Origin of the sequence: Roseateles sp. (assembly GCF_965262435.1) — a bacterium.
Taxonomy (GTDB): Bacteria; Pseudomonadota; Gammaproteobacteria; order Burkholderiales; family Burkholderiaceae_C; genus Paucibacter_A.
This window is the reverse complement of record NZ_OZ253537.1, coordinates 269,580-295,829: the sequence shown is the minus strand read 5'-3', so window position 1 is coordinate 295,829 and position 26,250 is coordinate 269,580. Positions and strand designations below refer to the sequence as shown.

At 67.6% G+C, this 26,250-nt stretch carries 19 protein-coding genes, 2 pseudogenes and 1 riboswitch; of the genes and pseudogenes, 9 read left to right on the top strand and 12 right to left on the bottom strand.

The features are described from left to right. Window positions 1–10 precede the first annotated feature (10 nt). The 7 genes from glcE to ACQY39_RS01270 all read right to left on the bottom strand — a co-directional run bounded on the left by glcE (window position 11) and on the right by ACQY39_RS01270 (window position 8,501). Complete coding sequence (glcE, locus tag ACQY39_RS01300) at window positions 11–1,090, bottom strand: glycolate oxidase subunit GlcE (RefSeq protein WP_428503099.1); 1,080 nt, start codon at window positions 1,088–1,090, stop codon at window positions 11–13. Between the two features lie 3 nt (window positions 1,091–1,093). After that, window positions 1,094–2,581 carry an FAD-linked oxidase C-terminal domain-containing protein gene (locus ACQY39_RS01295; RefSeq protein WP_428503098.1) on the bottom strand — a complete coding sequence of 496 codons (1,488 nt, stop codon included), beginning with the start codon at window positions 2,579–2,581 and terminating at the stop codon, window positions 1,094–1,096. Between the two features lie 8 nt (window positions 2,582–2,589). After that, window positions 2,590–3,309, bottom strand: a complete 720-nt coding sequence (locus ACQY39_RS01290; protein WP_428503097.1) for a PhaM family polyhydroxyalkanoate granule multifunctional regulatory protein — start codon at window positions 3,307–3,309, stop codon at window positions 2,590–2,592. Window positions 3,310–3,521: 212 nt separating this feature from the next. After that, window positions 3,522–4,490, bottom strand: a complete 969-nt coding sequence (locus ACQY39_RS01285) for a TraB/GumN family protein (protein ID WP_428503096.1) — start codon at window positions 4,488–4,490, stop codon at window positions 3,522–3,524. 41 nt (window positions 4,491–4,531) lie between these two features. Continuing rightward, a complete protein-coding gene (locus ACQY39_RS01280; RefSeq protein ID WP_428503095.1) occupies window positions 4,532–6,928 on the bottom strand; it encodes an ATP-binding protein in 2,397 nt (798 codons plus the stop codon). A gap of 109 nt (window positions 6,929–7,037) precedes the next feature. Next, window positions 7,038–7,331 (bottom strand): BTH_I0359 family protein, encoded by a 294-nt coding sequence (locus ACQY39_RS01275; RefSeq protein WP_263517839.1) that lies wholly within the window; start codon window positions 7,329–7,331, stop codon window positions 7,038–7,040. A 171-nt stretch (window positions 7,332–7,502) separates the two neighbouring features. Beyond that, window positions 7,503–8,501 (bottom strand): DUF3108 domain-containing protein, encoded by a 999-nt coding sequence (locus tag ACQY39_RS01270; protein WP_428503094.1) that lies wholly within the window; start codon window positions 8,499–8,501, stop codon window positions 7,503–7,505. A gap of 50 nt (window positions 8,502–8,551) precedes the next feature. Between ACQY39_RS01270 and ACQY39_RS01265 the strand changes: the two genes are divergently transcribed. The 5 genes from ACQY39_RS01265 (at window position 8,552) to ACQY39_RS01245 (ending at window position 13,360) form a co-directional block, all read left to right on the top strand. Beyond that, a complete protein-coding gene (locus tag ACQY39_RS01265) occupies window positions 8,552–9,547 on the top strand; it encodes a fumarylacetoacetate hydrolase family protein (RefSeq protein ID WP_428503093.1) in 996 nt (331 codons plus the stop codon). Window positions 9,548–9,590: 43 nt separating this feature from the next. Further along, a complete protein-coding gene (locus ACQY39_RS01260) occupies window positions 9,591–10,265 on the top strand; it encodes a DUF4197 domain-containing protein (protein ID WP_428510692.1) in 675 nt (224 codons plus the stop codon). Window positions 10,266–10,387: 122 nt separating this feature from the next. Then, entirely contained in the window at window positions 10,388–11,233 is an 846-nt protein-coding gene (locus tag ACQY39_RS01255; protein WP_428503092.1) for a ProQ/FINO family protein, read from the top strand. 232 nt (window positions 11,234–11,465) lie between these two features. Further along, the gene (locus ACQY39_RS01250; RefSeq protein WP_428503091.1) at window positions 11,466–12,185 is read left to right on the top strand and encodes a PEP-CTERM sorting domain-containing protein; all 720 of its coding nucleotides are present in this window, start codon (window positions 11,466–11,468) and stop codon (window positions 12,183–12,185) included. A gap of 113 nt (window positions 12,186–12,298) precedes the next feature. Then, complete coding sequence (locus ACQY39_RS01245) at window positions 12,299–13,360, top strand: homocysteine S-methyltransferase family protein (protein WP_428503090.1); 1,062 nt, start codon at window positions 12,299–12,301, stop codon at window positions 13,358–13,360. Between the two features lie 26 nt (window positions 13,361–13,386). Here the strand turns inward: ACQY39_RS01245 and ACQY39_RS01240 are convergent, their stop codons facing one another. Further along, complete coding sequence (locus tag ACQY39_RS01240) at window positions 13,387–14,589, bottom strand: hypothetical protein (protein ID WP_428503089.1); 1,203 nt, start codon at window positions 14,587–14,589, stop codon at window positions 13,387–13,389. An 85-nt stretch (window positions 14,590–14,674) separates the two neighbouring features. Further along, a riboswitch (S-adenosyl-L-homocysteine riboswitch) is annotated at window positions 14,675–14,790 on the top strand. Window positions 14,791–14,865: 75 nt separating this feature from the next. Here ACQY39_RS01240 and metH point away from each other — a divergent pair. Together metH and ACQY39_RS01230 are read left to right on the top strand one after the other, a co-directional pair. Further along, complete coding sequence (gene metH / locus ACQY39_RS01235) at window positions 14,866–17,607, top strand: methionine synthase (protein ID WP_428503088.1); 2,742 nt, start codon at window positions 14,866–14,868, stop codon at window positions 17,605–17,607. Window positions 17,608–17,957: 350 nt separating this feature from the next. Continuing rightward, a complete protein-coding gene (locus tag ACQY39_RS01230) occupies window positions 17,958–18,275 on the top strand; it encodes a glycine zipper 2TM domain-containing protein (protein ID WP_428503087.1) in 318 nt (105 codons plus the stop codon). Between the two features lie 27 nt (window positions 18,276–18,302). Here ACQY39_RS01230 and ACQY39_RS01225 read toward each other — a convergent pair whose 3' ends face one another. Both ACQY39_RS01225 and ACQY39_RS01220 read right to left on the bottom strand, forming a co-directional pair. After that, window positions 18,303–20,363 (bottom strand): ATP-binding protein, encoded by a 2,061-nt coding sequence (locus ACQY39_RS01225; protein WP_428503086.1) that lies wholly within the window; start codon window positions 20,361–20,363, stop codon window positions 18,303–18,305. 41 nt (window positions 20,364–20,404) lie between these two features. Next, complete coding sequence (locus ACQY39_RS01220) at window positions 20,405–21,091, bottom strand: response regulator transcription factor (RefSeq protein ID WP_428503085.1); 687 nt, start codon at window positions 21,089–21,091, stop codon at window positions 20,405–20,407. Window positions 21,092–21,239: 148 nt separating this feature from the next. Between ACQY39_RS01220 and ACQY39_RS01215 the strand changes: the two genes are divergently transcribed. Further along, complete coding sequence (locus tag ACQY39_RS01215; protein ID WP_428503084.1) at window positions 21,240–22,448, top strand: SPFH domain-containing protein; 1,209 nt, start codon at window positions 21,240–21,242, stop codon at window positions 22,446–22,448. A gap of 3 nt (window positions 22,449–22,451) precedes the next feature. Then, on the top strand, window positions 22,452–23,975 hold the full coding sequence (locus tag ACQY39_RS01210) for a hypothetical protein (RefSeq protein WP_428503083.1): 1,524 nt from the start codon (window positions 22,452–22,454) through the stop codon (window positions 23,973–23,975). 10 nt (window positions 23,976–23,985) lie between these two features. Here the strand turns inward: ACQY39_RS01210 and ACQY39_RS01205 are convergent. After that, window positions 23,986–25,377, bottom strand: a pseudogene (locus ACQY39_RS01205) (YifB family Mg chelatase-like AAA ATPase); the annotation flags it as partial. A 175-nt stretch (window positions 25,378–25,552) separates the two neighbouring features. Then, window positions 25,553–26,233 (bottom strand): annotated as a pseudogene (locus ACQY39_RS01200) (IS5 family transposase); the annotation flags it as partial. Window positions 26,234–26,250: the final 17 nt, after the last annotated feature.

The following is a 26,250-nucleotide window of genomic DNA, read 5'->3' as shown; positions in this document are numbered from 1 at the left end:
GCGCGCCGGCTCAGAGTTCGGGGTAGAGCCGACCGGGGTTGAACACCCGGTCGGGGTCGAAGGATTGCTTGAGCCCGCGCTGGATGCGCAAGAGCGCTTCGCTGGGCGGGGCAAAAACGCTGTGCCTGTGTGCGTCGCGGCACAGGAAGATGCTGGCATGGCCGCCCACTGCCAGCGCCGCCTCGCGCATCTGCGCCGCCGGCAGGGGCGTAGTGACCCAGCGCTGCCCGCCGCCCCATTCAATCAATTGTTCGCCGGGCAGCTGAAGGGCCGGCGCGGTCTGCGGCAGGCTCAGCCGCCAGAGCGTGGCGCCACCGGCCACGGCCCGCTCGGCGCCGGCGAAAAACTCGTCGCTGTGGTCGCGCAGGCCGTCCCAGAACGGTTGCGCCAAGGCCTCGGGGATGGGCTCGCCGCCCAGCTCCTGCTGGGCCGCACGCACCGCAGCAGCGGCGCCGGCCAGGCGCAGCAGCAGGGCGCCGTCCCACCAGGCGCTGGCCTGTATGGGCAAGGGCTTGCCGCCCCAGCGGTTGAGCTGGTTGAGCGCCTGACTCTGGCCCAGCTCGAAGCGCAGAGTAGCGCGCGCCAGCGGCTGCGGCATGACCTTGAGCGAGACCTCGAGGATCAGGCCCAGCACGCCGAGCGAGCCGGCCATCAGGCGCGAGACGTCGTAGCCGGCCACGTTCTTCATCACCGTGCCTCCGAAGTTCAGCAGCTCGGCCCGGCCGTTCAGCAGGCTCAGGCCCAGCACATGCTCGCGCAGCGCGCCCTGGCTGGCGCGCGTCGGGCCGCTGAGACCGCTGGCCACCATGCCGCCCACCGTGCCCCGGCCACCGAAGCGGGGTGGCTCAAAGGCCAGATGCTGGCCTTGCTCGGCCAGCAAGGCCTCAAGCTCGCGGATCGGCGTGCCCGCCTTGGCCGTGATCACCAGCTCGCTGGGCTCATAACTGCTGACGCCGGCGAAGGCCGAGACGTCCAGCAGCTCGCCCTTTGGCAGCTCACCATAAAAGGCCTTGCTGCCCTGGCCTTGGATCTGCAGCGCCCCGCCTTGTGCGGCGGCGCTGCGTATGCGTTCCTGGAACTCGCCCAGCATGACTCAGAACCTCTCCAGTTCGGGGTGGGCCAGCAGCCCGCGTTGCACATGCATGCGGCCGTACTCGGCACAGCGATGCAGGGTGGGAATGACCTTGCCCGGGTTGAGCAGCTCGGCTGGGTCGAAGGCGCGCTTGACCGCGAACATCTGCTCGCGCTCGGCCGGCGAGAACTGCACGCACATGGAGTTGAGCTTCTCCACGCCGACTCCATGCTCGCCGGTCACCGTGCCGCCCAGGGCGACGCTGGTCTCCAGGATCTCGGCGCCAAAAGCTTCGCAGCGACGCAGCTGGTCGGGGTCGCGCGCGTCGAACAGGATCAGCGGGTGCAGATTGCCGTCGCCGGCATGAAAGACATTGGCGCAGCGCAGCTGGTACTTCTGCTCCATCTGCTGGATGGCCAGCAGGATGTCCGCCAGGCGCTTGCGCGGGATGGTGGAGTCCATGCACATGTAATCAGGGCTGATGCGCCCGGAGGCGGGAAAGGCGTTCTTGCGCCCGCTCCAGAACTTCAAACGCTGCGCCTCATCGGCACTGACCTGGCACTGCGTTGCACCGTGAGCCAGCAGCACGGCCTGCATGCGCTCGATTTCCTCGGCCACCTCTTCGGGCGTGCCGTCGCTCTCGCACAGCAGGATGGCCGCGGCTTCCAGGTCGTAGCCGGCATGGACGAAATCCTCCACCGCCGCCGTCATGGGCTTGTCCATCATCTCCAGACCGGCCGGGATGATGCCGGCCGCGATGATGGCTGCCACGGCCGCGCCCGCTTGGCGCACATCGGCGAAGCTGGCCATGATGCAGCGCGCCAGCTGGGGCTTGGGCGTCAGCTTGACGGTGACCTCGGTGATGACGGCCAGCATGCCCTCGCTGCCCAGCACCAGGCTGAGCAAGTCCAGGCCTGGCGCATCGAGCGCTTCCGAGCCGAACTCCACGGCCTCGCCGGCCATGGTGAAGCCCCGCACACGAAGCACGTTATGCAAGGTGAGGCCGTATTTCAGGCAATGCACGCCGCCCGAGTTTTCCGCCACATTGCCGCCTATGGTGCAGGCGATCTGGCTGCTCGGGTCGGGCGCGTAATAGAGGCCGTGCACGGCCGCCGCTTCCGAGATGGCGAGATTGCGCACGCCGCATTGCACACGGGCGGTGCGCGCCACCGGGTTCACTTCGAGAATTTGCTTGAACTTGGCCAGACCCAGGGTCAGCCCTTGGGCATGCGGCATGGCCCCGCCGGACAAACCGGTGCCGGCGCCCCGCGCCACCACCGGAACCAGCAGGCGCTGGCAGATGCGCAGCACCGCGCCGACTTGCGCCTCGTTCTCCGGCAAGGCCACGGCGAGCGGGCGTTGCCGGTAGGCCGTCAGGCCATCGCATTCATAGGGCGCCGTGTCCTCGCCATGCCAGAGCAGGGCGTGCGCCGGCAGCTCGGCTGACAGGGCCGCGATCAGGCGAGCCTGCGCGTGGCTGCGTTGCGACGGGTCGACGCTCGGCTGCATCGGCCCGCTCAGAGCTTGCGCTTGCGGGCCGGCGCCGCCTTGGCTGCGGTCTTGCGGGCGGCCGCAGCGGGTGCTTTGGGTGTCAGGCTCTTGGCCACCAGGCCGACCGCACTGCCGGCCATGGCGCCGGGCACAGTGGCCGCCTTGCGCAGGGTTTCACCGGCTGCGTCGAAAGACTGCTTGACGATGCTGCCGGCCAGGTTCTTGGCCGCATCGGTGGCGCTGTCCTTCATGGCCGTGGCCGCCAGCTGGGTGAACTGCTGGCTCAGAGCGCCCCACCACTGCATGGGGTCGACCACGGGCATGCTGGGCGCCGGCGCCTCGGCTGCCTTCTTCGGCTTGGCCGCTGGCGCAGCGGTCGCTTGACTGGCCGCTGCGAGAATTTCCGGTGGAACGGCCGGCCAGCTGGCCAGGCCCGTGGGCTCCGCCGCCGGCACCTTGAGCGCCTCGCTGAGCTGGGCCAGGGGCACATTCATGGACTTGAGGGTCGACAAGGTCATGCGCTGCACTTCCAGGGCCTGGATGGTGGCGCCCAGCATGCGCGCGTTCTGTTCCAGCCAGAACTGCACGGTGCGCAATTCCTCGATGCGCTTGCCCAGCTCCTCAGGGTTCAATGTCGGCGCCACCCACTGGCCAATGCCGGGCAGGGCCGCGCCGGCGTTCTTGACCAGGCCTTGCAGGAAGTCGAAACCCGGGACAAATTTGCTGAAGCTGTTGGTGTCGGCCATGAGTGCTCCTAGGGTGGGTGGCTGGCCTGCATGGTACGACGTCAAACTAGGGAAGCTCTGCATGAATCAACCCGGCCCCTGCTAGCGCGGCCTCGGGCGGTCTGCGGCGTTGCACTTCTCGCCAATAGCTACAGCTATTGGCTTCAAACTGCGCCTTGCAGCCCATCCCGATCCGCACTGCATGGTCTCGCCCGGATTCATGCAGAGCTTCCCTAGCGTACGTCTGACGGCGGCACCAGGCGTTCGACTTCGAAGCCCAGCTGGGCCAGCAGCAGAGGCAGGGATTGCTCACCGCTCAGATGCAGGGCGCCCACGGCGGCCAGCACCGGCCGGCCTTGCGCATGCAGGGCGGCGATGCCACGCGCCAGCGCGGGGTTGCGCCCATCGTTGAGCCGCTGCAGCTCGGCCCGATCCTGGGCGTCGTGGATGCAATCGCACCAGCGCTCGTAGTCCTGCAGGGTCGCCAGGTCGCCCGCGGCCCAGGCCTCGGCCAGGCGCCGCAGCGCCGGCCTCACCTGGCCGCGTTCGAGCTGGGTCAGGCCTTTGAGCAGCAGCTGGCGCGCCTGTTGGGTCTGTTGCGGGATCAAAGCCAGCAGTTGCAGCTCGGCCGATTCCAGGGCATGGACGCTGCGGCCTTGCTGGCGCGCCCAGCTGCCGAGCATCTGCTCCTGGCCGAAGCCGGGGTCGAGGCCGTCCCAGCGGGCCTGCAGCACCGTGTAGCTGCTCAGTTGCAGCAGCGGATGCAGGCCCGCCAGTGCGCCTTCGGGCAGGCAGGCGGCGCGCGCCTGGGCGGCCAGGCGCTGGCGCTCGGCCTCGCTCAGGCGCAGCGGTTCGCGTTGACGTGGTGGCTGGCTGAGCACCTTCAGCGTGGCCGGGTCCTGCAGGTCCAGCTCCAGGGCGAGCAGCTGCGTCTGGGCCATGGCCATGCGCAGCTGCGGCCCCGGGAACAGCCACTCCATGCGGCCGATGTGCAGGGTGCCGTAGAGGTAGGAGTTGATGCCGTCGCGACGCAGGCGGTAAAGCAGGCCGCGGTCGGGTGCCTGGGCGGCTAAGGTTTGGGCTTGTTCCGCGCTCGGGGCGGTGGCGCTGGGTGGACAGGCAGGCGGCTTGGCCAGCGCTGGCGCGGCGCCGAGCAGCAGGGTGAGCAGGATCAGCAGGCGGGCAAGAAGCGGGTGGTTCATGCCGTGACGATGCCACAGCTTGGTAGCGCTGCGCTGGAACTTCAGTGCTTGAAGCCGATGCTGCGGCGCGCCCGCACACCGGGCTTGACGCGGTGCTCGGCCTCCAGCTGCGAGAGGAACTCATCGGGGCTCAAGGCCTCGCCCAAGGTTTCCACCTGCTGGCGCACGGCCGCGAAGTCGCCGGGGGTCAGCTGATCCAGGGCGGCCAAACGGCTGATCTGATCGGTGTCCAGCGTGGCCGCCTCGTCGCCGCAGGCTTCGCGGGCAAACATGCGCTGGCGCTGCTCGACGCGCAAGGGCTTGAAACCGATCTTGAAGGCGAAGCGGCGCAGCGCGGCTTCGTCCAGCTCTTCAAAGAGGTTGGTGGTGCAGATGAAGATGCCGGCAAAGCGTTCCATGCCGGCCAGCATTTCGTTGACCTCGGAGACCTCGTAATTGCGCTCGGCCATGCGGCGGCTGCGCAGAAAGCTGTCGGCCTCGTCCAGCAGCAGCACGGCGCCTTCCGACTCGGCGGCTTCGAACATGCGGGCCATGTTCTGCTCGGTCTCGCCCACGAATTTGCTGGCCAGGTCGCTGGCCTGGCGCACCATCAGCGGCCGCTGCAGGGTCTGGGCGATGTATTCGGCCAGAGCCGTTTTGCCACTGCCCGGCGGGCCGTAGAAGCAGAGGTTGCCGACACCGCGGCGCTGCAGGGCGGTGACGATGCGTGGCAACTCGAAGCGCGACTCGCAGTTCAAGAGCTCGAGCGTGTATTGCGTCACCGTGGGTCGGATGGCTCGACCCTGGGCGCGCTGACCCAAGGCTTTGTCGGCATTGGCGAGCTGCCGCTCGATCATTTGCTCACAGTTTTCGCGGTCGCCGGCCAGCTGGGCAAAGCGCACCGCGGTGCGGATTTGCGCCGGCGTCAAGCCGCGCCGTTCGGCCAGGCGGCCCGCGAACTCGGCGCTGACCTGGACATCGGCCAGGGCCTTGTTGACCAGGCCCAGGCGCGCTCCGGGCGGCGGCGACTTGAGCTCCAGGTGGTACTGGAAACGGCGCCGGAAGGCCGGATCGATCTGCTCGATGCGGTTGGTGATCCAGATCACCGGCACCGGGTTGGTCTCCAGGATCTGGTTGACCCAGGCCTTGCCGGACACTGAACCCGAGGTCGGCGCCTCGGCGGCCGAATCGAGCCGTGCAATCAACTGGGCGGTGTCCGTGGACAGAGGCGGGAAGACATCTTCGACCTCGTCGAACAGCAGGGCCACATGAGCGCTGGCCTTGAGGAAGACCTGGCTGATCTGCAGCGAGCGGTAGCGGTCACGGCCCGAGAGGCTGTTGCCGTCCCGGTCGGCATATTCCACCTCGTACAGATCCAGGCCCGCGGCCTGCGCCGCCACCTTGGCCAGCTCGGTCTTGCCGGTGCCGGGTGGGCCGTAGAGCAGCACATTGACGCCGGGCTCGCGCCGCGCCACGGCCTGGCGCAGCAAGGTGTTGAGCAGGGCCAGGTCTTCAGCCACGAATTCGAAATCGTCGGCACAGAGCTGGCTGCGCGTGGCCGGCCGGGTGAACACGGCCATCAGGTCGTGTGGCCCGGGGTATTCGCGCATCAGCACCGGCGGCAGCTGGTCGCTGACCTTCATCAGGTCGGCCAGGTCGGTGATGTTGTGCTCGGAGATCAGGTTTTCCACCATGCCGATGCGCTCCAGGCGCGAGCCGGCTCGCAGCGCTTCGGCGACTTCCTGTTCATTGACGCCGGCCACGGCTGCAATCGCAGCGAAGGCTTCTTGGGCGGTGTTGACCTTGAACTCGACCAAGGCGCCGCGCAGTTCTCGTTGGTAGCGCGCCAGCGTGCCGTAGAGCAGCAGGGCTCGTTCGGCCGGGTTCAGTTGCAGCAGGGTGCCGAGTGCGTCGATGTTCTTCTCGACCAGGGTGGATTCTCGCTTGAGCTGGCGGTCCAGCCATTCGCTGGTGGCGGCCAGCAAGGCCAGCATGTCTTTGGGTGCGTCCTTGACGTATTCGTCGAGATAAAAGAACAGGGTGGATTCCGAGAACGGGCCGTTCCAGACCCCATGGCGCAGCAGAAAAGCCTCGTCGCTGAGTTGCTCATGGCCGCGCCAGAGTTCATTGCCCTGGCAGCGCAGGCTCAGATAGTCCCGCAGGCGGCCGAGCACGCGCAGCGGCCAGACCAGATGGCGGCCGGTGAAGGAGAGCAGGCCATTGAAATCTCGACGCAGGTTGAAGCGGCCGGCATGCTTGACCGTCAAGGTCAGCACGAACTGCGAACACATGCGGTCCAGCACCGGCGCGTCCTTCAGGCCGGGCGAGGGCAGCAGGCGCACAGCGCTGCGCACCTCGGCCTGCGCTGTGGCGCTGGCGGGCTTGCCAAGAACAACAGGGCCCCCGCTGGCGGGGGCCTTGGCTTTGGCGGGCCGGGGGCTCGCTGTTCGCTTGACCATGGGCTGCATCCCTTGCTGAAAGCGCGCCGGCTCAGAGCCGGCGCTGCCCCATCTTGGCGCAGCCTCGCGCCGAGGACAAGGGCCTGGCGCGGTGTTTTTTAGCGCCAGTTCAGTGCATCACCACCGGCTGATGGCCCATGCTGGCATAGCCTTCGATGAAGTCATCGAGGTCTTCCTCGCTCGGGTCTTGTTCAATCAAGGCCTCGACGCCGTCCTGGAACTGCTGGGCCAGGGCGCCCTCGATGAAGATCTCGCGGCGCGAGAATTTGTCGACGATCTCATAGCCGCCGCGGTGCAGCTGCAGCTCGGGGTTGGCTTGCAGGAATTCCCCGGGGACCGGTTCGGTGACTTGCACGTCGAACTTGACGACACTGAAACTGGGGGAGTTGTAAAGCATGTGCATGGTCGGCTCCTTTCAGCGTCAACTGCGGCCAGCGTGCCGTCTTTCAAGGCTTATCGGCAGCCCCTTGCACCTGGCCGTGAGTAAATAGTGTCAGATCACAGCCCTGTTCGGCGCTTCGCTGCAGAAATTTCATGTTGGAAGCGTCAAAAAACACACGTGGATGCGGGGTCCTCAGGGTTTCTCTGCTGGCGCACTCAGCTGCATTTGCCAGCCGCGATCATCAGGTAGGTCCATGATCAACTGAACCGGGATATGGCCGCGCGCCGGGTCCAGCCAGACCTCGATGTCGCCGCTGTAGGGCCCGAGCGCGGCCCGACGCAGATGCAGGGCGCGGGCAATGCTGGCGCCGGGCAGCTCCAGGGTTTGCTGGTCCAGCACTTCGAAGCGCCATTCGCGCGCCTCGCCACGCAGCGCGACCACGGGCAGGCGCAACTCGCTGCCCGGCGGGTAGCGCTCGGGTGCGGCTTCGATCATGGCCGCGAGCTGTATCCACCAGCTGAGCCGATCCTGCACGCCGGCCGGCAAGGGCACTTCCTCGCTGCTGGCGGAGAAGCTGATCAAGCCTTCCTCGCGCCGGAAGTTGGTGGCAACCATGTCGCGGCCGCGGCGCTGCTGGACGTAGCGGTCCGGGCTCAAGCCCTGCGCATCGAGCTGTCCCTGGCTTTTCCAGGCCGGCAGCGGCCGCCCATCCAGCTCGCGCTCCAGCAGCAAGCTGTAGTCGCGCTCGCCCGGCTGCCAGTTGAGCCGGGCACGGCCGTACTGCCCGTTCTGCAGCAGGATGTAATGCCACTCGCCGGGCGCTGCCAGGCGGACGCTGGCCGGTGGGGCCTGCACGGGCGCCGGCCCGGTTGCGGAATCGGGTGCGCTTTCTGGCCTGGATTCAGGCGCGGCGGCCGGAGCTTCGGCAGGCATGGCGGGCCCTGGTCGACGCGGGCGGTCTGGCCTGCGCGTTGCGGCCGGCTCGGCTGTCATGCCGGATGCGACCGGCGCCGGGACTTTTTGATTCAGCATCCGCACCGTGGCGATGCCGGGTGTGGCGCGCTCCGCGCTGCGTGGTGTGCTGCTGCCGGCCTGCATGAGCCAGGCATGCGCGCCCAGGCTCGCGGCCAGGGCGAGCAGCCAGGGGCGGGCCAGAAGCCAGCGCTGAGTGGTGAAGAATTCAAGGCGCATCGTTTCGCATTGGACAATGCCGTCATCGCAGCGCTGTATTGTCACCATCGATGAAACTTGCCACCTACCAGGATGGTTCCCGCGACGGCCAGCTCGTGCTGGTCTCGCGCGATTTGAGCCAGGCCCATTACGCCAGCGGCATCGCCACCCGGATGCAGCAGGTGCTGGACGACTGGGGTTTTCTGTCGCCGCAGCTGGAAACGCTCTACACCGACCTCAACCATGGCCGCTTGCGCCATGCCTTCAATTTCGAGCCCAAGCGCTGCCTGGCGCCGCTGCCGCGTGCCTACCAGTGGCTCGAAGCCTCGGCCTATCTGAGCCATGAGGCCCTGCTGCGCCAGGCCCGCGGGGCCGAGCTGCCGGACGGTTTCCACAGCGAACCCTGCTTGTCGCAAGGCGGCAGCGACGACTTCCTCGGGGCTTGCGAGCCGGCGCGTTTTGCCTCCGAAGCCATGGGCATCGATTTCGTGGCCGAGTTGGCCGTGGTGACCGGCGATGTCGAGCGGGGCGTGAGCCCCGGCGAGGCGCTTGAGGGTGTGCGGCTCTTGATGCTGGCCAATGGCTGGTGCTTGCGCCAGCTGGCTCCGGCAGAGCAGGCCCGGGGAGGTGGCAGCTTGCACAGCAAGCCGGCTGCCTCCTTCAGCCCGGTGGCGGTGACGCCCGATGAGCTGGGCGCCTCCTGGCGCGAGGGACGGGTCGACCTGAGTCTGCAGACCATGTGGAACGGCCGCAAGGTCGGCCACTGCGAGGCCGGTGCCGAGATGAGTTTTCACTTCGGCCAGCTGATCGCTCAGGCGGCCAAGACCCGACGCTTGCGCGCCGGCAGCATCGTCGGCTCCGGCCCGGTCAGCAAGCAGGATGGCAGCCACGGTTACAGCAGCATTGCCGAGAAGCGCGCCATCGAAACGCTGGACAGTGGCGCGGCCAAGACCGAGTACATGAAGTTCGGTGACAGCATCCGCATTGAGATGAAGGGCCGTGACGGCCTGAGTCTGTTTGGCGCCATCGACCAGGACGTGCTGTCCTTGGATGAGGCCGCCGGGTGAATTACCCTGACGCTTTTCCCCAACTGACCCAGGAGACGCAATGATGGAACGCCGCCCCTTGATTTTGTTGCCGCTGCTGAGCTTGTGCAGCCCCTGGGCCCGTGCGGGCCTGAGCGAGGGCGATGCCGCCTCGGGCATTCGCGCGGCGCTGGAGCGTGGCTGCACGGCGGCCGTGGCCCAGCTCGGCCGCGCCGATGGCTTTCTGGCCAACCCGGCCGTGCGTATCGAGCTGCCCGGCCATCTCAAGGATGCCGCCAAGTTGCTCAAGAACTTGGGGCAGGGGCGCAAGGTCGATGAGCTGCTCACGACCATGAACCGCGCCGCCGAAGCGGCCGTGCCTGCGGCCCAGCCCTTGCTGCTGGCCGCCGTCAAAGGCATGAGCGTGGAAGATGGCCTGAAACTGCTCAAGGGCGGTGACGACGCGGTGACGCAGTTCTTCGCCGGCAAGACACGCGTGCCCCTGAGTGAAAAGTTCCTGCCCATCGTCAGCCAGGCCACCCAGAAGCTGGCCCTGGCCGACAAGTACAACGCCGTGGCCGGCAAGGCGGCCGGGCTCGGCCTGCTGCGCGGCGAAGATGCCAATATCCAGCAGTACGTGACCGGCCGGGCCATCGAAGGCCTGTTCCAGATCATTGGCGAGGAAGAGCGCAAGATCCGCCAGGATCCCCTGGGCACCGGCAGCGCCCTGCTCAAGAAGGTCTTTGGCGGCCTGAACTAGGCTCAGGTCCGAGCGTCGGTGCGGGCTGCGCAAGCGGCCGAGCACCGTGTTTGCGGGCGCCTGGGCCGCTGGGTGGACAATACGCGCTCGATTCCTTTTGCAGTCTTGCCGCACTTGCCCTCATGAACGACATTCCCGATTCGACGCAGCCCACTCCCATCGTCCCGGTGGAAGCCCAGGCCGAAGCCACTGTTGTGGCCGCCACCGTGGCCGCTGACGGCGAGCTCACGCCGCTCCAGGCGCCGGAGACGGTTGCGCCTGCTGAGGTCGCTGCGCCCGCTGCAGCCGCGGCAACGGAGATGAGCCCGGCAGCCTGTGCGGCCCAGCTCAAGGCCTTGTTTCCGGCCTTGTTCGGGGGCGGTGCCTTCAAGCCCTTGAAGCTGCGGGTGCAGGCCGATATCCAGGAGCGGGCTCCGGGCCAGTTCAGCAAGGCCCAGCTGTCTGCCTTTCTGCGCCGCTTCACCGGCAACACCGGCTACCTGATTGCCCTGAGCAAGGCCACGCAGCGCTTCGACCTGGACGGCCAGCCGGCCGGCGAACTCAGCGACGAACACCGTGCAGCGGCCCGCGAAGAGCTGACCCGCCGGCGCAATCTGCAGCAGGAGCGGGTCGCCAGCGAACAGGCCGAGCGTGATCTGGCCCAGACCCAGCGCCGCAACCGCGCCGGCCTGCTCTATGACTTCGAGCGCACCACGCTGACACTGCCGAATTTCTGCGTGCTCAAGGGTGTGTCGGCCGAGGAGTTGCCGGGGCTGCTGGACATCGCACGCGCGGAGCGCGCCGAAGAGCCGGTGCGCGAAACCCGTGAAATGCGGGACCCGCGCCAAGCGCCGCGCGGCCCGCGTGGCCACGCTGGCGGAGAGGGTCGCGGCGAAGCCCGCCCTGCCGGCCGTCGCGATGGCGCGGGCCCCCGCGGTGCGCGCGGACCCGGCGGCCCGGGCAAGGGCCGGCCCGCCGGCAGCCGCTGAAGCTGCTGAATCCCAGAGACGAGATCCTCGTGCCAACGGCCTGCTTGTAGCAGGCCGTTTTGCTTGTCAAGCTGTGGATTACCTGAGCGTAGTTCCTTGGATGTGAAGTATTTGTGTCGCTGTTAACTTGTGTGCTCGATGGCGGACGGGAGTTGTGCGCCAAACGAGGGATGCAGTTCTGGGGCTTGGACTCCCTGGGCTGCGGGTAACGCAATTCAATGACGGAGTGGATATGAAGAAACTGATGCTCTTGAGCTTGTTGGCCGCCGCCGGCGCCGCGCACGCTGACGTGATCTACAGCAACGGCCCGGTGGTCGGTGGCAACGGTCTGTCGGTGCTGACTTCGCCGGCCTCGACCTTCGGCTTTGGCATGAACACTGCCGCGGGCATTTCCGTGGCCGACGATTTCACTGTCGCCGCCGGCAGCGTCTGGAATGTTCAAAGCCTGGACTTCTTTGGCTACCAGACCGGTTCGACCGGCTTCACCTTCACCAATGCCACGTGGAGCATTGTCTCGGGCGATGTGAACAGCGGCACCGTGGTGGCCTCGGGTACCACGGCCTTGACCAACGGCGGCCGCCAGGGCTACCGCGTCACCGAAACCACCTTGACCAACACACAGCGCGGCATCTACAAGGCGCAAGCCGATGTGGCCGATTTCAGCCTGGACGCAGGAACCTACTGGCTGCGCTGGAGCCTGGCCGGTTCGCTGGCATCTGGCCCGTGGCAGCCGCCGACCTCGGACGCGCGTGAGGGCAATGCAGCCCAAGCCTTGTCTGGCGCTCCCTTCGAGGCCCTCACCGAGGCCGGCTCCGGCTTGAGCGTCGAACTGCCCTTCGGCGTCAACGGCACCATCGCTGCTGCCGTGCCCGAGCCTTCCAGCTATCTGCTGATGCTGGCCGGTGGCCTGGCCGTGGTCGGCATGGCGCGTCGCCGTCGTCAGGCTCAGTGAGCTGACGCTCCGGTGACTGAAAAGGCCTGCGCTGCAGGCCTTTTTTGCGTCGGGGCCCAGCTCGGCCCGCCCCTGCTTCAGCCTGGCACAGTCGGGTTTCCTACAATGCCGGCATGAACACCTCAGCCAGCACCTACACCCGCGGCGGCCGCCTGGCCGAGATCATGCAAACGCGCATTGCCATCCTCGATGGCGCCATGGGCACCATGATCCAGCGCTACAAGCTGAGCGAGGCCGATTTCCGTGGCGCCCGCTTTGCCGAGCACGCGACCGATCTCAAGGGCAATAACGACCTGCTGGTGCTGACCCGGCCCGATGTCATCAGCCAGATCCACGAGCAATACCTGGCCGCCGGCTCGGACATCATCGAGACCAACACCTTCGGCACCACCACCGTGGCGCAGGAAGACTACGGCCTGCAGGCGCATGCCTATGAAATGAATGTGGCCGCGGCCCGCCTGGCCCGTGCCGCCTGCGACAAATACAGCACGCCAGACAAGCCGCGCTTCGCTGCCGGCGCCCTCGGCCCGACACCCCGCACCGCCAGCATCAGCCCCGATGTCAACGACCCCGGTGCTCGCAATGTCGATTTCGACACCTTGCGCGCCGCCTACTACGAGCAGGCCAAGGGTTTGCTGGAGGGCGGGGTTGATCTGTTCTTGGTGGAGACCATCTTCGACACGCTCAATGCCAAGGCGGCCATCTTCGCCCTGGATGAGCTGATGGAGGACACCGGTGAGCGCCTGCCCATCATCATCTCGGGCACGGTGACCGACGCCTCAGGCCGCATCCTCTCGGGCCAGACCGTGACCGCCTTCTGGCATTCGGTCCGCCACGCCAAGCCCTTGGCCATCGGCCTGAACTGCGCGCTCGGCGCCACGTTGATGCGCCCTTACATCGAAGAGTTGGCCAAGGCGGCTGGCGCGGTGGCGGTCAGTTGCTACCCCAATGCCGGCCTGCCCAACCCCATGAGCGATACCGGCTTCGACGAAACGCCCGATGTCACCGGCCGACTGATGAGCGAGTTCGCGCGCAGCGGCTTTCTCAATATCGCCGGCGGCTGCTGCGGCACCACGCCCGACCACATCGCGGCGATTGCTAAGGGTGTGTCGGCCTACCAGCCACGGCCCTCAGGCTCCAAGTTCCTGAGCCAGCTGACCGAGCAGGCCGCCTGAAGGCGGATTGAAGGCTGAGCCTGGCTTCAGCTGGCCCCGGCCAGCTTGAGCAGCTTGTCGACGTTGACACGCAGCTTGAGCTCATGCGGTGCCAGGCTGGCGGCGATGGCCTGGCTGGCCAGGCGGGTGTCGCGTGGCACCGGCTCGCTCAAGGGGTTGCCGCTTTTGCCCAGCAGGGAGGCCACCAGGGGTTCGGTGGCGCTGTGGCCGCGCTTGATGACCATGCCAACTTCGCCATTGGCCAGGCGCACCAAGCTGCCGGGCGGGTAGAGACCGGTGGTTTTGATCAAGGCCGCACCGGCTTCGTCGGGCTGTTTCAACTCGTCCAGGAAGACGGCGCGCGCGGCCGAGGCGCCGGCCATGGCCTGGCGTGAGCGCCGTGGGCTCAGCCGGGCACCGAAGATGTCGATGCGGCGCAGCACGCGCGCCAGCTGTTCGGCCGGGGCGCGGCCGGCCAGCGGGCCGGGCCCGGCGTCGTGGTGCAGGCAGACGGTCTTCAGCCAGAGTTCAGACCTGACCCCCAGGCTGCCGAGCAGTTCGGCGCTGCGGTCGCCATGGGAGACAAGGGCTTGCTGCTGGGCATGGCTGGGACCGTCTTGCTGTGAGGCCAGTCGGTCTTGCTGGGCGGTGATGCTCAGGTTCATGCTGAGCGCCGCTTGCGTGAGCGCCAGGCGCCAGTCTTCCGGCCAGCCCAGCTGGCGCGCGCAGAGCTCGGCCAGCACCAGGCTGAGCAGGGCGTGGCGGTCGCTGTAGCTCTGGGTGTTCAGGCTGGACTCGAAGATCAGCAGCAGCAGGACCGCATCGGGCTTGGCGTTCAGGCGCGCCAGGGCGTCGTTGTGCAGCTGCTGGAAGCGCGGCTTGAAATCCTCGGCTTTGGGCTCGCGCAGCAGGCTGTGGGCGTGCATCTGCAGATCGGCCCAAGCCGCCTGCTCGCCGAGCTCGACCTTCTGCGCTTTTTCCTGGCGAAAGTCGGCCTGAACCTTGACGATGTCGGCGAGCACCGCGCCCTGGTGCATCAAGGTGTCCATCTTGTGCGCCAGGGCGCGCTGGTACTCCTTGGTTTCATGGGCCTGCACCCAGACACCGCGGGCGATCAGGGCCTGCACCTGAGGTGTGTTGGGCAGGGGCTGGCCGGCGGCGAAGAGCAGATTGCCCCCGGCGTCGCGAAGGGCGAAGCTGAGCACTTGGCCCGCGCGCAGGCTGTTGGGGGGGAGTTGGATCAGGTCCAAGATGGCCGTTCAGGGTTCACAGGAGATTGTCGGCATTTGCCCGGCTTTGCTTGAGTTCGGGCGCGGAGGGGTGCGTAAAATGCGCCGGTCCGAGGAGCGTTGCGACGGGTTCACACATTCAGCCGAGTGTGCCGCCAGGCTCGGACAGGTGCAGCCCGGGGAAACCGCAGGGCCGGCGCCCGGCAACGACGCTCACCGATTCCTCTGTGTTTTCTTGATTGAGCACGTGCGGGGCTGCGGTGAGTACGCGGCTCTGCCTTTGCGTCGAAGGCCGCCATGACCCACACCACATCCCCCGCCGCATCGATTCCGCCCGCCATGAAGCTCTCGGGCCTGGAGCCCGTGCAGATCGGCGCCGGCACGCTGTTCGTCAACGTCGGCGAGCGCACCAATGTGACCGGCTCCAAGGCCTTCGCGCGCATGATCCTCAACGGCCAGTTCGAGCAGGCCCTGGCCGTGGCGCGCCAGCAGGTCGAGAACGGCGCGCAGGTCATCGACGTGAACATGGACGAGGCCATGCTGGACAGCCAGGCGGCCATGGTGCGCTTTTTGAACCTGATCGCCGGCGAGCCCGAGATCGCCCGCGTGCCCATCATGATCGACAGCTCCAAATGGAGCGTGATCGAGGCCGGCCTCAAATGCATCCAGGGCAAGGGCATCGTCAACTCCATTTCGATGAAGGAAGGCGAGGCCGAGTTCCGCCGCCAGGCCAAGCTGGTGCGCCGCTACGGCGCCGCGGCTGTCGTCATGGCCTTTGACGAGCAGGGCCAGGCCGACACCTTCGCCCGCAAGATCGAGATCTGCGAGCGCGCCTACAAGATCCTGGTGAACGAGGTCGGTTTCCCGCCCGAGGACATCATCTTCGACCCGAACATCTTCGCCATCGCCACCGGCATCGAAGAGCACAACAACTACGCGGTCGATTTCATCGAAGCCACGCGCTGGATCAAGCAGAACCTGCCCGGCGCCAAGGTCTCGGGCGGGGTCTCTAATGTCTCCTTCAGCTTCCGCGGCAACGATCCGGTGCGCGAGGCCATTCACACGGTCTTCCTGTATCACGCCATCCAGGCGGGCATGGACATGGGCATCGTCAACGCCGGCATGGTGGGCGTCTACGACGATCTTGATGCCGAACTGCGCGAGCGCGTCGAGGACGTGGTGCTGAACCGCCGCGCTGATTCCGGCGAGCGCCTGATCGAAGTGGCCGAGCGCGCCAAGGGCATGGCCATTGACGACACGGCCCGCCTGGCCTGGCGCGCTGGCGACGTGAACCAGCGCCTCAGCCACGCCCTGGTGCACGGCATCACCGATTTCATCGACGCCGACACCGAAGAAGCCTGGCAAGCCATCCAGGCCAGCGGCGGCCGGCCGCTGCATGTGATCGAGGGTCCGCTGATGGCCGGCATGAATGTGGTCGGCGACCTCTTCGGCGCCGGCAAGATGTTCCTGCCCCAGGTGGTCAAGTCGGCCCGCGTGATGAAGCAGGCGGTGGCGCATTTGCTGCCCTATATCGAGGCCGAAAAGAAGGCCTTGATCGACGCCGGCGGCGAGGCCAAACCCAAGGGCAAGATCGTCATCGCCACCGTCAAGGGCGATGTGCACGACATCGGCAAGAACATCGTCACCGTGGTCCTGCAGTGCAACAACTTCGAGGTCGTGAACATGGGCGTGATGGTGCCCTGCCAGGACATCCTGGCGCGCGCCAAGGAAGAGGGCGCCGACATCATCGGCCTGTCCGGCCTGATCACGCCCAGCCTGGAGGAGATGCAGCATGTGGCCGCCGAGATGCAGCGCGACGAGCATTTCCGCTCGCGCGGCACGCCGCTGCTAATCGGTGGCGCCACCTGCAGCCGCGTGCACACCGCCGTCAAGATCTCGCCGCATTACGAAGGCCCGGTGGTCTATGTGCCCGATGCCTCGCGCAGCGTCGGCGTGTGCAGCGATCTGCTTTCGGACGAGCGCGCCGCCAAATTCATCGCCGATCTGCGCAGCGACTACGAGCAGGTTCGCCATCTGCATGCCAACAAAAAGCAGACGCCCATGGTCAGCCTGGCCGAGGCGCGCGCCAACAAGCATGCCGTGGATTGGGCAAGTTATCAGCCGCCGGTGCCCAAGTTCATCGGCCGCCGCGTGATCCGCAACTACGATCTGGCCGATCTGGCCGAAGCCATCGACTGGGCCCCGTTCTTCCAGACCTGGGATCTGGCCGGCCCCTTCCCGGCCATCCTCAAGGACGAGATCGTCGGCAGCGAGGCGCAGCGCGTCTTCAGCGACGGCAAGCGCATGCTGGAGCGCCTGATCAAGGGCCGCTGGCTGCAGGCCAGCGGTGTGTTCGGCCTCTACCCGGCCGCCCAGGTCAATGACGACGACATCGAAATCTACAGCGATGAGAGCCGCAGCGAGGTCTTGATGACCTGGCATGGCCTGCGCATGCAGAGCGAGCGGCCGGTGGTGGACGGGGTCAAGCGCCCGAACCGCTGCCTGTCCGATTTCATCGCGCCAAAGGGCGTGGTGCCCGATTACATTGGTTTGTTCGCCGTGACCGCCGGCTTGGGCGTGGAGAAGAAGGAAGCTCAGTTCCTGGCCGATCATGATGACTACTCCGCCATCATGTTCAAGGCATTGGCCGACCGTCTGGCCGAGGCTTTTGCCGAGCGCCTGCACCAGCGTGTGCGCACGGAGTTCTGGGCTTATGCCGCGGACGAGGCGCTCAGCCATGAGGCCTTGATCGCCGAAGCCTACCGCGGCATCCGCCCGGCACCCGGCTACCCGGCCTGCCCGGACCACCTGGTCAAGCGCGCGCTGTTCCGGACCCTGACGCCGGAAGAGATCGGCATGGGCCTGACCGACAGCATGGCCATGACCCCGGCGGCCAGCGTCTCGGGCTTCTACTTTGCCCACCCGGACGCGGCCTACTTCAATGTCGGCCGCATCGGTGAAGACCAGGTGTCCGACTGGGCGCAGCGCATGGCGCTGAGCAAGGAAGCGGCCGAGCGAGCGCTGGCACCGCTGCTCTGAGCGGCAGCCAGGGCGGGCCTACGCCCGCTTACAACTGATACGCGCAGAAAGGCGCGAAGTGCACAGGCACGTGGGAACCTCGAACCCTGCCCGCCGTTTTTGACTTCTTTTGGCGGGCCTGGAGTCTCTTGATGAAAGCCCCTTTGCACTTTTCTTCCAGTCAAATCATGGCCAGCGTCCTTGGCGCTGTGGTTCTTTTGGGCGGCGCCTATGCCGTCGGTCGTTCACAGGGGCCGGCTGAAGCTGCGCCTGCGCCTGTGGCGACAGCGGCGGCATCTCCAAGCAAGGCCGAGCGAGAGCCCGCAGCTCGCAAGGCCGAGATGCCGGTTTTGTGTTCAGACTGCGCTCGCGTGCTCTCTGTCCATGAAGAAAGCCGCGAAGGCAAGGCCAGCGGCCTGGGCGCTGTCGGCGGCGCGGTGATCGGCGGCCTGCTGGGCAACCAAATCGGCGGCGGTACTGGCAAGAAGATCGCCACCGTCGGCGGTGCCGTGGCTGGCGGCATGGCCGGCAATGAGATCGAGAAGCGCCAGAAGTCCCACCGGGTCTGGGTGGTGCGCGTCAAGCTCGACGATGGCCGCGTGCAGAGCTTTGTGCGCGAGAGCGATCCGCAGTTCAGCGTCGGTGAGGTGCTGCGAGTTCGTGACGGTCAGTTCCAGCGCCAGCTTTGAACTGTTGCCGCGACCGCAGCGGGCGCTTCAAGCGCCGGTTCGCAGCGGCAGGCTGATCGAAAATCGCACGCCATCAGGCAAATGGCCGGCGACGATGCGGCCGTCCATGCGGGCCAGGTAGCTGCGCGCGACGAACAGGCCCTGGCCGCGGTGCTCGGCGCCCTCGGTGGCGCTGCTGACGCCATAGTCGAAGATGCGATCGAACAGGGCAGCCGGGATGGCCTCGCCCTGGTTGTCCACATGCAGCTGGGCCATGCCCTCGGCCTGCTCCAGCGTCATCCGGATGGCGGTGCCGGGGTGACGGTGGCGATCGGCATTGCGCAGCAGATGGGCGATGACATCCTCCAGCGCATGTTCGTCGGCATCGACCGGCAGCGCGCCCGCCTGCCAGGGCGTCAGCTGCACCGCAGCGATGCCCGCATCCGCCGCGTTCTCGGCGATCAGCTGCACAAAGCCGGCCAGATCGAGGGCCTGCGGGTTCAGGGCGGCGGCGGCCAGCGCCTCGCTGGGGCTGGCGGTGCCGTAGAGCACACGCACCGCCTGCTGCATGCGCAGCAGATAACGGCGCTTGGGGTCGTCTTCGCGCGGGTGCAGGGCCAGCAGCGATTGCAGCGGCGACATGATTTCATGGCCGACCGCATGCCACATATCGCGTTCATGCTCGGCGCGCAGCTGCTCGCGGCGCAGCGCCAGCTTGGCGCGTGAGAGCAGATCGGCCAGCGTGCCGGCCAGGATGCCCAGCTCGTCGCGGCCGCGCAGGTCGGCCACATCGAGCTCGCCGATGCGTTCGTCGATGCGGGCCGGCTGCATGTTGTAGGACACGGCCGCGGCGCGCTTCGTGAGCCGCGCGATGCGGCGCATCAGGCCCAGGGTGATGATGGCCCAGGCCAGAAAGATCGCGCCCAGCATGGCGCCGACCAGCCAGGACACCCGTGTCGCCACCGCGCTGAGCGCTTGGTCGACGCTGCGCCAGTCGCCGCTGAGGCGCAGCTGGTAGCGGCCCAGCGGCGTCAGCACTTCCGCCTCGGCCAGCGGGGGCGGTGGTGTCTGGCTCAGCGGCAGGCGGCGGATCAGCCGGGTCAGCCAGGGCGAGGGCAGGGTGTCCTGTGGCTCGGACGCGGCGCCGCGCAGCTCGGCCACGCTGCGGCCTTGTTGGCTGATGCGCAGCAGTTCGCCCCGCTGCAACTCGTGGCCCAGACCACCCAGGGTCAGCGGTGAATGGGCCGGGCCGGCCTGGTTGTCGAACAGCACAGCGCCCTGCGGGCCCAGCAGCTCGATGTGCAGGCGCAGCTGGCTCAGATCGGCCGGCGGCCAGACCAGCGCGCGCGGCGCGGCCAGGGCCTGCTGCAAGGCCGCTACAGGCACGCGCAGGGAGAACATGGTTTGGCGCGGGCAATCGTCGGCGGTAGAGGTGGCGACTTCGGCCAGGCACGGGCCTTCACGCCACAACCAGCCGCGGAAATCGCGGTCCGGGCGGGCCGGGCGCAGCTGGGTCTCGCCGGGAGGCAATTCAAAGCCGGTGAGCCGGCCGCGCTGCTGGAAGCGCCCGCCACTTTGCGCCTCGAAGGGCGCCAGCCATTGCTGGGTCTGGCCGCGCCACTGCACGCCGATGCGCACCCGATGCACCTCATCCAGCAGCAGCTGGCCCGGCAGGCGGCCTTGCAGCGGACCGGCCGGCAGCGCGCCGATGGCATAGACAAAACCGCCGGCAAAGGCATTGCTACCCAGCGCCAGGCAGAGGCTGCGGCCTTCGCCCTGGTCGCGCGCGCAGCCGGACATCTCGACGGCGCTGCGTGTCTTGGCCGGGTCGTCGAAATCGATGGTCGAGAAGGGCAGCAGCAGCGGCGTCTGGCCATCCTCGGCCTCGGCCTGTGGGTTCAGCAGCGCCAACTGGCCGCTGGGGTGGCGCAGCCGCGCCGCCAGCGCTTGCAGCTGGTGCTCGAAACCTTGCGCATAGCGTTGGTAGGCGCGCTCTTTCTCTTCGCGCAGCAGGGTCACCGCCAGCAGCAAGGTGGCCAGGGCCAGCAGCAGGAAGACGCTGTGGAAGACGATGCGGTTCCGAAAGGCCAGCAGCGGCAGGCGGGGCATGTCCGGAACCCGCGGCATCCGCGGCAGTAGGCGCAGCAGACTCACCGGGCCGTCCAGCGGAAGCCGCGCATGGGCACGTTCTCGATGCCGTCGAACTCCGCATCAACCTCGCGGAAAGCTTCACGGATGGCCGCCACATGCTTGCGAACATTGTCCTTGCTGCGCCCGCTCTTGACCACGTCGAACAAGGACTCATAACTGACCACCTCACCGCTTTGCTGAACCAGCGTGGCGAGGATGCGCTGCGCCGTCAGCGGCAGGTTGATGCGCTGGCCGCGCCACATGGCCGAGCGCTGCCACAGCGGGTCCAGCACCAGGCCCTGCACCGCCTCCGGCGCGGTCTGGCGGCCGCGCGCGGCGCGCAGCATGTCCAGAAAGGTGTCGACGAACTCGGCCTCGCTGAAGGTGGTCTTCTGCAGATAGTCCCAGGCGTCCAGCGCCTTCATGATGCCGCGGTAAATGGCCGCTGGCATGGCCGAGATCACCAGCACCGGCGTGCCCTGGTGCAGCTTGTTGATGGCATTGATCAGGGCCACGCCGGCATGGCGTTCGCGCCCCAGCTCGATGTCCAGCAGCACCAAGTCGTAGCGCTCGCGGCTCAGCGCGCTTTCAGCGCTGTCGCGGTCGAACCAGGTGTCGATCTGCAGCTCGGGTCGGGTGCTGCGGATCCAGCCGACCAGTTGGTCGCTGGTCGGGCGGTCGTCTTCGATCACGGCAATGCGAGTCATGGCGGGATTATGTGAGGCGCGGACGGTGCTGCCTCGGAAGCTTTCTTCCGCGCTACGGAGCAAAGCCGCCCGTGGCCGGCATGGCGTGTTCGCGGCCGCAGAAGCGACAGTGACTTCACCCCTACCACCGGCCCAGGAGGCCACCACCATGAAGCTCCCCTCGCTGCATCTGCCCGAATCGCTGCGCCGCCTGCCCGCCCGCCTCGGCGGTGGCCTGCAGCGCCGCTTGCCGGCCTTGCTGCTGCTCAGCGGCCTCGCTGCAGCGGGCGCCTGCCTGGTGATGGTGCCGCCCTTCTACACCGTCGGGCGCGGCGAGGTGGCGGTGCGCACCAATCTGTTCACCGGCAGCCTCAGCAGCGCCAACGAAGGCCGCTTGTTGCGCCTGCCGGGCTTCCACGAGGTGCGCGCCTTGCCCCTGCGCGACCAGACCTACCATGCCAGCCGCATGGCTGCGGCTAATGGCGCCGGCGCGCTGCAATCGCTCGAAGGCCTGTCGCTGGGTCTGGACCTGACCCTGGCTTGGCGCATCGACACGCGCCAGTTGCCGGGCCTGGCCACGCGCTTGCCCGAGCAGATCGAGCGCGACCTGATTGAACCAGCCCTGCAGTCGGCGATCTATCCGGTGGTGGCCCAGCACACGGTGCGCGAGATCTTCTCCAGCAAGCGCCGCGAGATCGAGCAGGCGATTGCCCAGACGCTGAGCAAGCAGCTGGCCAGCCAGGGCCTGGAGCTGCGCAGCCTGCAGATCGGCCATGTGGACCTGCCGGCCGACTACCGCGCCGGCATGGACGGCCTGCTCGCCGAAGGCCTGGCCGCCGAGAAGATGCAGTTCACGCTGCAACTGAAGGCGCAGCAGGTCAAGCAGTCCGAGCTGGAGGCGCATGCCGACAAGTCGCGCCGCGAGATCGCCGCTGAGGCGGCCGAGCGTGAGCAGCTGATCGCGGCGCGCGCCCAGGAGGAGGCGATGAAGCACATCCTGCCGCTCAAGCAAAAGCAGATCGAGCAGCGCACGCTGGAGGCCGAGGCCAACAACGCCCAGCGCATCAAGATGGCCGAGGGCAATGCGCGCGCACGCCAGATCGAGGCCGAGGCCGAAGCGCGTGCGCGCGAGAAGATGGCCGATGCCGAGGCCTACCGCATTGCCCAGCTGAGCAAGGTCGATGCCGAGCGTATGGCGCGCGAGGGCGTTTTGCTGAGCCAGCATCCGTTGCTGGTGCAAAAGGCCATGGCCGACAAGCTGTCCGACAAGGTGCAGGTCATCATCGCGCCGCCTTCGGCCAGCGGTGCTTTCATCGGCTCGGGGCTGCTGGGCAACGCCGCTCAGCCCGTGGTCGCTCAAACCCAGGTGCAGGAGTGAGCCATGCGTGAACGCAAGCCCGCCCTTTTGTTTCGTGCGCGCCCGCTGTGGTGTCAGCCGTTGCCTATACGCGTTAGCAGACGTTCGCGCGGCGCCTGGCTGTGCTCGCTGACCGTGGCCTTGGCATTGGCCGCCTGTGCGCTGCAGGCCTGGGCAGCGCCGTCGCATCAAGCGATGTTGGTCCTGCAAGACGGTGCTGCCCTGCGCATCGCGCCCAAGGAAGGCAGCCCTGAGCAGGCCCGCCTGATTCGAGGCGAGGCCTTGGAGCTGCGCGGGGAACGGCTGGACTGGCTGCAGGTCTGGGACTACCGGCGCGAACGCGGCGGCTTTGTGCGGCGCGGCCAGCTGCTGCCGCTGCCGAGCGATCAGCCCGCGCTGCGGGCGCAGCTGCAACTGGCTTTGCCGCAGGAGGGGCAGGAGGGCCTGGCCTTGGCACTGGCCAGCGCCTTCGTGCAGGCGGCACCCGCGGCCGAGCTGAACACGGCGGTCGGTGCCGAGGTGCTGGATGCGATCGGCCAGCTGGGCCAGCGCATCGCGGCCAGCAGCGGCGCGCGCCGCGCCGGCCTGCTCGATGTGGCGGCGCGTTATGGCCTGCGCTTCGAGGCCTTCGAACAGGGCGACGGCAGCGTCAAGCTCTGCGATGCCGGTGATGCCTACCGCGCCCTCTTGAAGCTGCCGGCAGCCACGCCCGCGGCCAAGGCGCGCGCCGCGCTGGCGCTGACGCAGCCGGACTGCCGCCCCACGACCCTCAGCGGCAGCCAGCGCCTGGCCAGCGACGAGGCCCGCGCCGCGCTTTTGCAGCAGGCGCCGTTGCAAGGCCTGCCGCAGTACCAGGCCAACCGGCTGCGCAGCCGCCGTGCTGCCGTGGCCGCGAGCCGCGCGTTTCTGAGCCAGGCCCCGGCCCTGGCCGCCGAAGCACAGGCTGAGTTGGCCCAGGTCGAGGTGGGCGAGCTGGCCGAAGACGACCAGGGCGAGTTCAATGACGCTGCCATGCGCGTCAATGCCGTGCGCTGGCTGGCGCTGCCGGCCATGCAGGAGCGCCAGCTCTCCGCCCAGCTGCAGCTGCGCCTGGTGGCCGGCAGCAGCCCCGGCGAGCAATGTCTGCAGCTGCGCCAGCAGGGCCAGCTGCTGCTGAGCAAGTGCAGCGTCGCCCGCCTGCCGCTGGCCTCGGCCACGCTGAGCCGCGAAGGCCGGGCGATTGCCCTTGCGGCGCAGCCGCTGGATGGCTGGCGCGAGCTCTGGTTGCTGCGCGCCGGCCCGCAGGGCTGGACGCTCGATGTGCTGCCGCCGAGCTTGGCTGCGCCCGGCCTGGGTTATGTCGAGTTCGCCGGCTGGGTGCCCGGTGGCCGGGAGCTGCTGTTGGCCAGTGAGTCGCGCGCCGAGGGTCGCTACAACCCGCGCCGCTTCATCCAGCTTGACCTCACGAGCCTGACGCCGCTGCGCCAGTCGCCCGACGCCACAGCCCTCGGCGCCTTCCAGCGCTGGGCCGATCCGGCTTGGCGTGGGGCTTCGGCGGCACTGCGTTGAAGCGCTGTGCTCAGGCCGGCGCCAGCCCGCGCCGGTACTGAATCGCCTCGCTGAGGTGCGGCACCTCGATGCGGCCGCTGCCCGCCAGGTCGGCCACGCTGCGCGCCACGCGCAGCACGCGGTGGTGGCTGCGGGCGCTCCAGGACAGGCGCTGTGCGGCCTTGATCAGAAAGGCCTGGGCGGCGGGTTCCAGGCCTGCATGCTGGTCCAGTTGCGCGGCGCTGAGCCCGGCATTGCTGCAGCCCTGGCGCTCCAGGGCTAGGTTTCGTGCTCGGGCCACGCGCTCGGCCACCACGGCGCTGGCTTCGCCGTCGGCGGCGGCCTGCAGCAGATCTGGCGCCTGCACGGGAACTTCGACGAACAGATCCAGGCGGTCCAGAAACGGACCGCTGAGGCGAGATTGATAACGCGCAATCTGATCGGGTGAGCAGCGGCAGGCGCGCAGCGCGCTGCCGTGGTTGCCGCAAGGGCAGGGGTTCATGGCGGCGACCAACTGAAAGCGGGCCGGAAATTCGGCCTGCCGTGCGGCGCGCGAAATCAGGATGCGGCCGGTTTCCATGGGTTCTCGCAGGGCTTCGAGCGCGGCACGGTTGAACTCGGGCAGTTCGTCAAGAAAGAGCAGGCCGTGCTGGGCCAGCGAGATCTCGCCCGGCCGCGGCGGTGAGCCTCCGCCCACCAGGGCAACGGCCGAGGCGCTGTGATGCGGGTTGCGCATCACCCGCTGGCGCCAGCGCCCGGGCTGGAACTGGCCGGCCAGACTGAGCACGGCGGCCGATTCCAGCGCCTCGTCCTCGCTCAGGGGCGGCAGCAGGCCGAGCAGGCGCTGGGCCAGCATGGACTTGCCCGTGCCCGGCGGGCCCACCATCAGCAAACTCAGGCCGCCGGCGGCGGCAATCTCCAGGGCCCGTTTGGCGCCAGCCTGGCCCTTGATGTCGCGCAGATCGAGTGCTTCGCCGGCGGGCGCGGCGGTTGGCAGCGCCTGCGCGCGCGGCAGCGGGCTGTCGCTGCCCGGCTGCAAGGCCGCGACCAGATCCAGCAGATGGCGGGCCGCATGGACCGCCACGCCCTCGACCAAGGCGGCCTCGGCGGCGCTGGCCTCGGGCAGCACCAGGCGCCGGCTGCTGGCTTCGCGGCGCAGCGCCAGGCTCATGGCCAGGGCACCGCGCACCGGGCGCAGCTCGCCGCCTAGGGACAGCTCACCGGCACATTCCAGCTGGGCCAGTTGCTGCGGGTCGATCTGTTCGCTGGCGGCCAGCAGGCCCAGGGCGATGGGCAAGTCGAAGCGGCCGCCTTCCTTGGGCAGCTCGGCCGGCGCCAGGTTCACAGTGATTCTTTTGTTGTGTGGGAATGAAAGCCCGCTGTTCTGCAGGGCGGCACGCACACGTTCGCGCGTGTGCGAAACAATTGATGTTGAGCTTTAAACAATTGTTTTGATCTTTTGATTCAATAAAATCAATGGCTTACGTGCTGAAAAATTTTGGATAAAGCATCGGTGATCCTGGTAACAGCGATGCGTAGCGCATAGCGCTGTTGCATTTCCCAATCTGAGGTCGAGCTTCCCCTCACCCCAGACGGATTTATCCCACGCGCATCGTTCGGGGCGTGCCCAGGCTGGTGAACCTGTTCAGGATGGACGCTCGCACCTGCAGCTCTGTAACTTGCCGGTCGAAGTCGCGTGCCATGACACGCTCTCCTAGCCTCTTGAAGCACCCCATCTTGGTCTCCACCAGGCTTCGGCGGTGGTAGCCGCTCCACTTTTTCCAGATGGCTCGTCCGAGCTTGCTGGTCGTTCTCAAGATCTCGTTGCGGGCCTGGGCTGCCGCCCTGGCATCCGCCCAGGGCTTTGCGTTCCTGCGGGTGGGGATGATGGCCGCGGCCTGTCGATCGGCAATGGCTTCGTGGCAGGCCTTGGTGTCATAGGCGCCATCGGCGCTGACCGAGTGCACGGGCTCGCCAGCCGGGATCTGGGCGAGCAGCTCTGGGAGCATGGGTGCATCGCCGATGGCGTTGTCCGTGATCTCGATGGCTCGGATCTCCAGCGTCTGTGCATCGATGCCCAGGTGCACTTTGCGCCACTGGCGCCGGTAGTCAGCACCGTGCTTCTTGGTTTTCCATTCCCCTTCACCCAACATCTTCACGCCGGTGCTGTCGATCAGCAGGTGCAGGCCCGTGCTGTTGGGGCGTGCCGTGATGGCCACGCTCAAGGTCTTCTGGCGTCGGCACAGAGTGCTGAAGTCGGGAACTGGCCAATCTGATCCAAATTAATAAAACCTGT

What these genes read in the sequence shown, in the direction of transcription:
- glcE (WP_428503099.1), bottom strand. Translation starts at nt 1,090, where the DNA reads ATGCTGGGCGAGTTCCAGGAACGCATACGCAGCGCCGCCGCACAAGGC.
- ACQY39_RS01295 (WP_428503098.1), bottom strand. Translation starts at nt 2,581, where the DNA reads ATGCAGCCGAGCGTCGACCCGTCGCAACGCAGCCACGCGCAGGCTCGC.
- ACQY39_RS01290 (WP_428503097.1), bottom strand. Translation starts at nt 3,309, where the DNA reads ATGGCCGACACCAACAGCTTCAGCAAATTTGTCCCGGGTTTCGACTTC.
- ACQY39_RS01285 (WP_428503096.1), bottom strand. Translation starts at nt 4,490, where the DNA reads ATGAACCACCCGCTTCTTGCCCGCCTGCTGATCCTGCTCACCCTGCTG.
- ACQY39_RS01280 (WP_428503095.1), bottom strand. Translation starts at nt 6,928, where the DNA reads ATGGTCAAGCGAACAGCGAGCCCCCGGCCCGCCAAAGCCAAGGCCCCC.
- ACQY39_RS01275 (WP_263517839.1), bottom strand. Translation starts at nt 7,331, where the DNA reads ATGCACATGCTTTACAACTCCCCCAGTTTCAGTGTCGTCAAGTTCGAC.
- ACQY39_RS01270 (WP_428503094.1), bottom strand. Translation starts at nt 8,501, where the DNA reads ATGCGCCTTGAATTCTTCACCACTCAGCGCTGGCTTCTGGCCCGCCCC.
- ACQY39_RS01265 (WP_428503093.1), top strand. Translation starts at nt 8,552, where the DNA reads ATGAAACTTGCCACCTACCAGGATGGTTCCCGCGACGGCCAGCTCGTG.
- ACQY39_RS01260 (WP_428510692.1), top strand. Translation starts at nt 9,591, where the DNA reads ATGGAACGCCGCCCCTTGATTTTGTTGCCGCTGCTGAGCTTGTGCAGC.
- ACQY39_RS01255 (WP_428503092.1), top strand. Translation starts at nt 10,388, where the DNA reads ATGAACGACATTCCCGATTCGACGCAGCCCACTCCCATCGTCCCGGTG.
- ACQY39_RS01250 (WP_428503091.1), top strand. Translation starts at nt 11,466, where the DNA reads ATGAAGAAACTGATGCTCTTGAGCTTGTTGGCCGCCGCCGGCGCCGCG.
- ACQY39_RS01245 (WP_428503090.1), top strand. Translation starts at nt 12,299, where the DNA reads ATGAACACCTCAGCCAGCACCTACACCCGCGGCGGCCGCCTGGCCGAG.
- metH (WP_428503088.1), top strand. Translation starts at nt 14,866, where the DNA reads ATGACCCACACCACATCCCCCGCCGCATCGATTCCGCCCGCCATGAAG.
- ACQY39_RS01225 (WP_428503086.1), bottom strand. Translation starts at nt 20,363, where the DNA reads ATGCCCCGCCTGCCGCTGCTGGCCTTTCGGAACCGCATCGTCTTCCAC.
- ACQY39_RS01220 (WP_428503085.1), bottom strand. Translation starts at nt 21,091, where the DNA reads ATGACTCGCATTGCCGTGATCGAAGACGACCGCCCGACCAGCGACCAA.
- ACQY39_RS01215 (WP_428503084.1), top strand. Translation starts at nt 21,240, where the DNA reads ATGAAGCTCCCCTCGCTGCATCTGCCCGAATCGCTGCGCCGCCTGCCC.
- ACQY39_RS01210 (WP_428503083.1), top strand. Translation starts at nt 22,452, where the DNA reads ATGCGTGAACGCAAGCCCGCCCTTTTGTTTCGTGCGCGCCCGCTGTGG.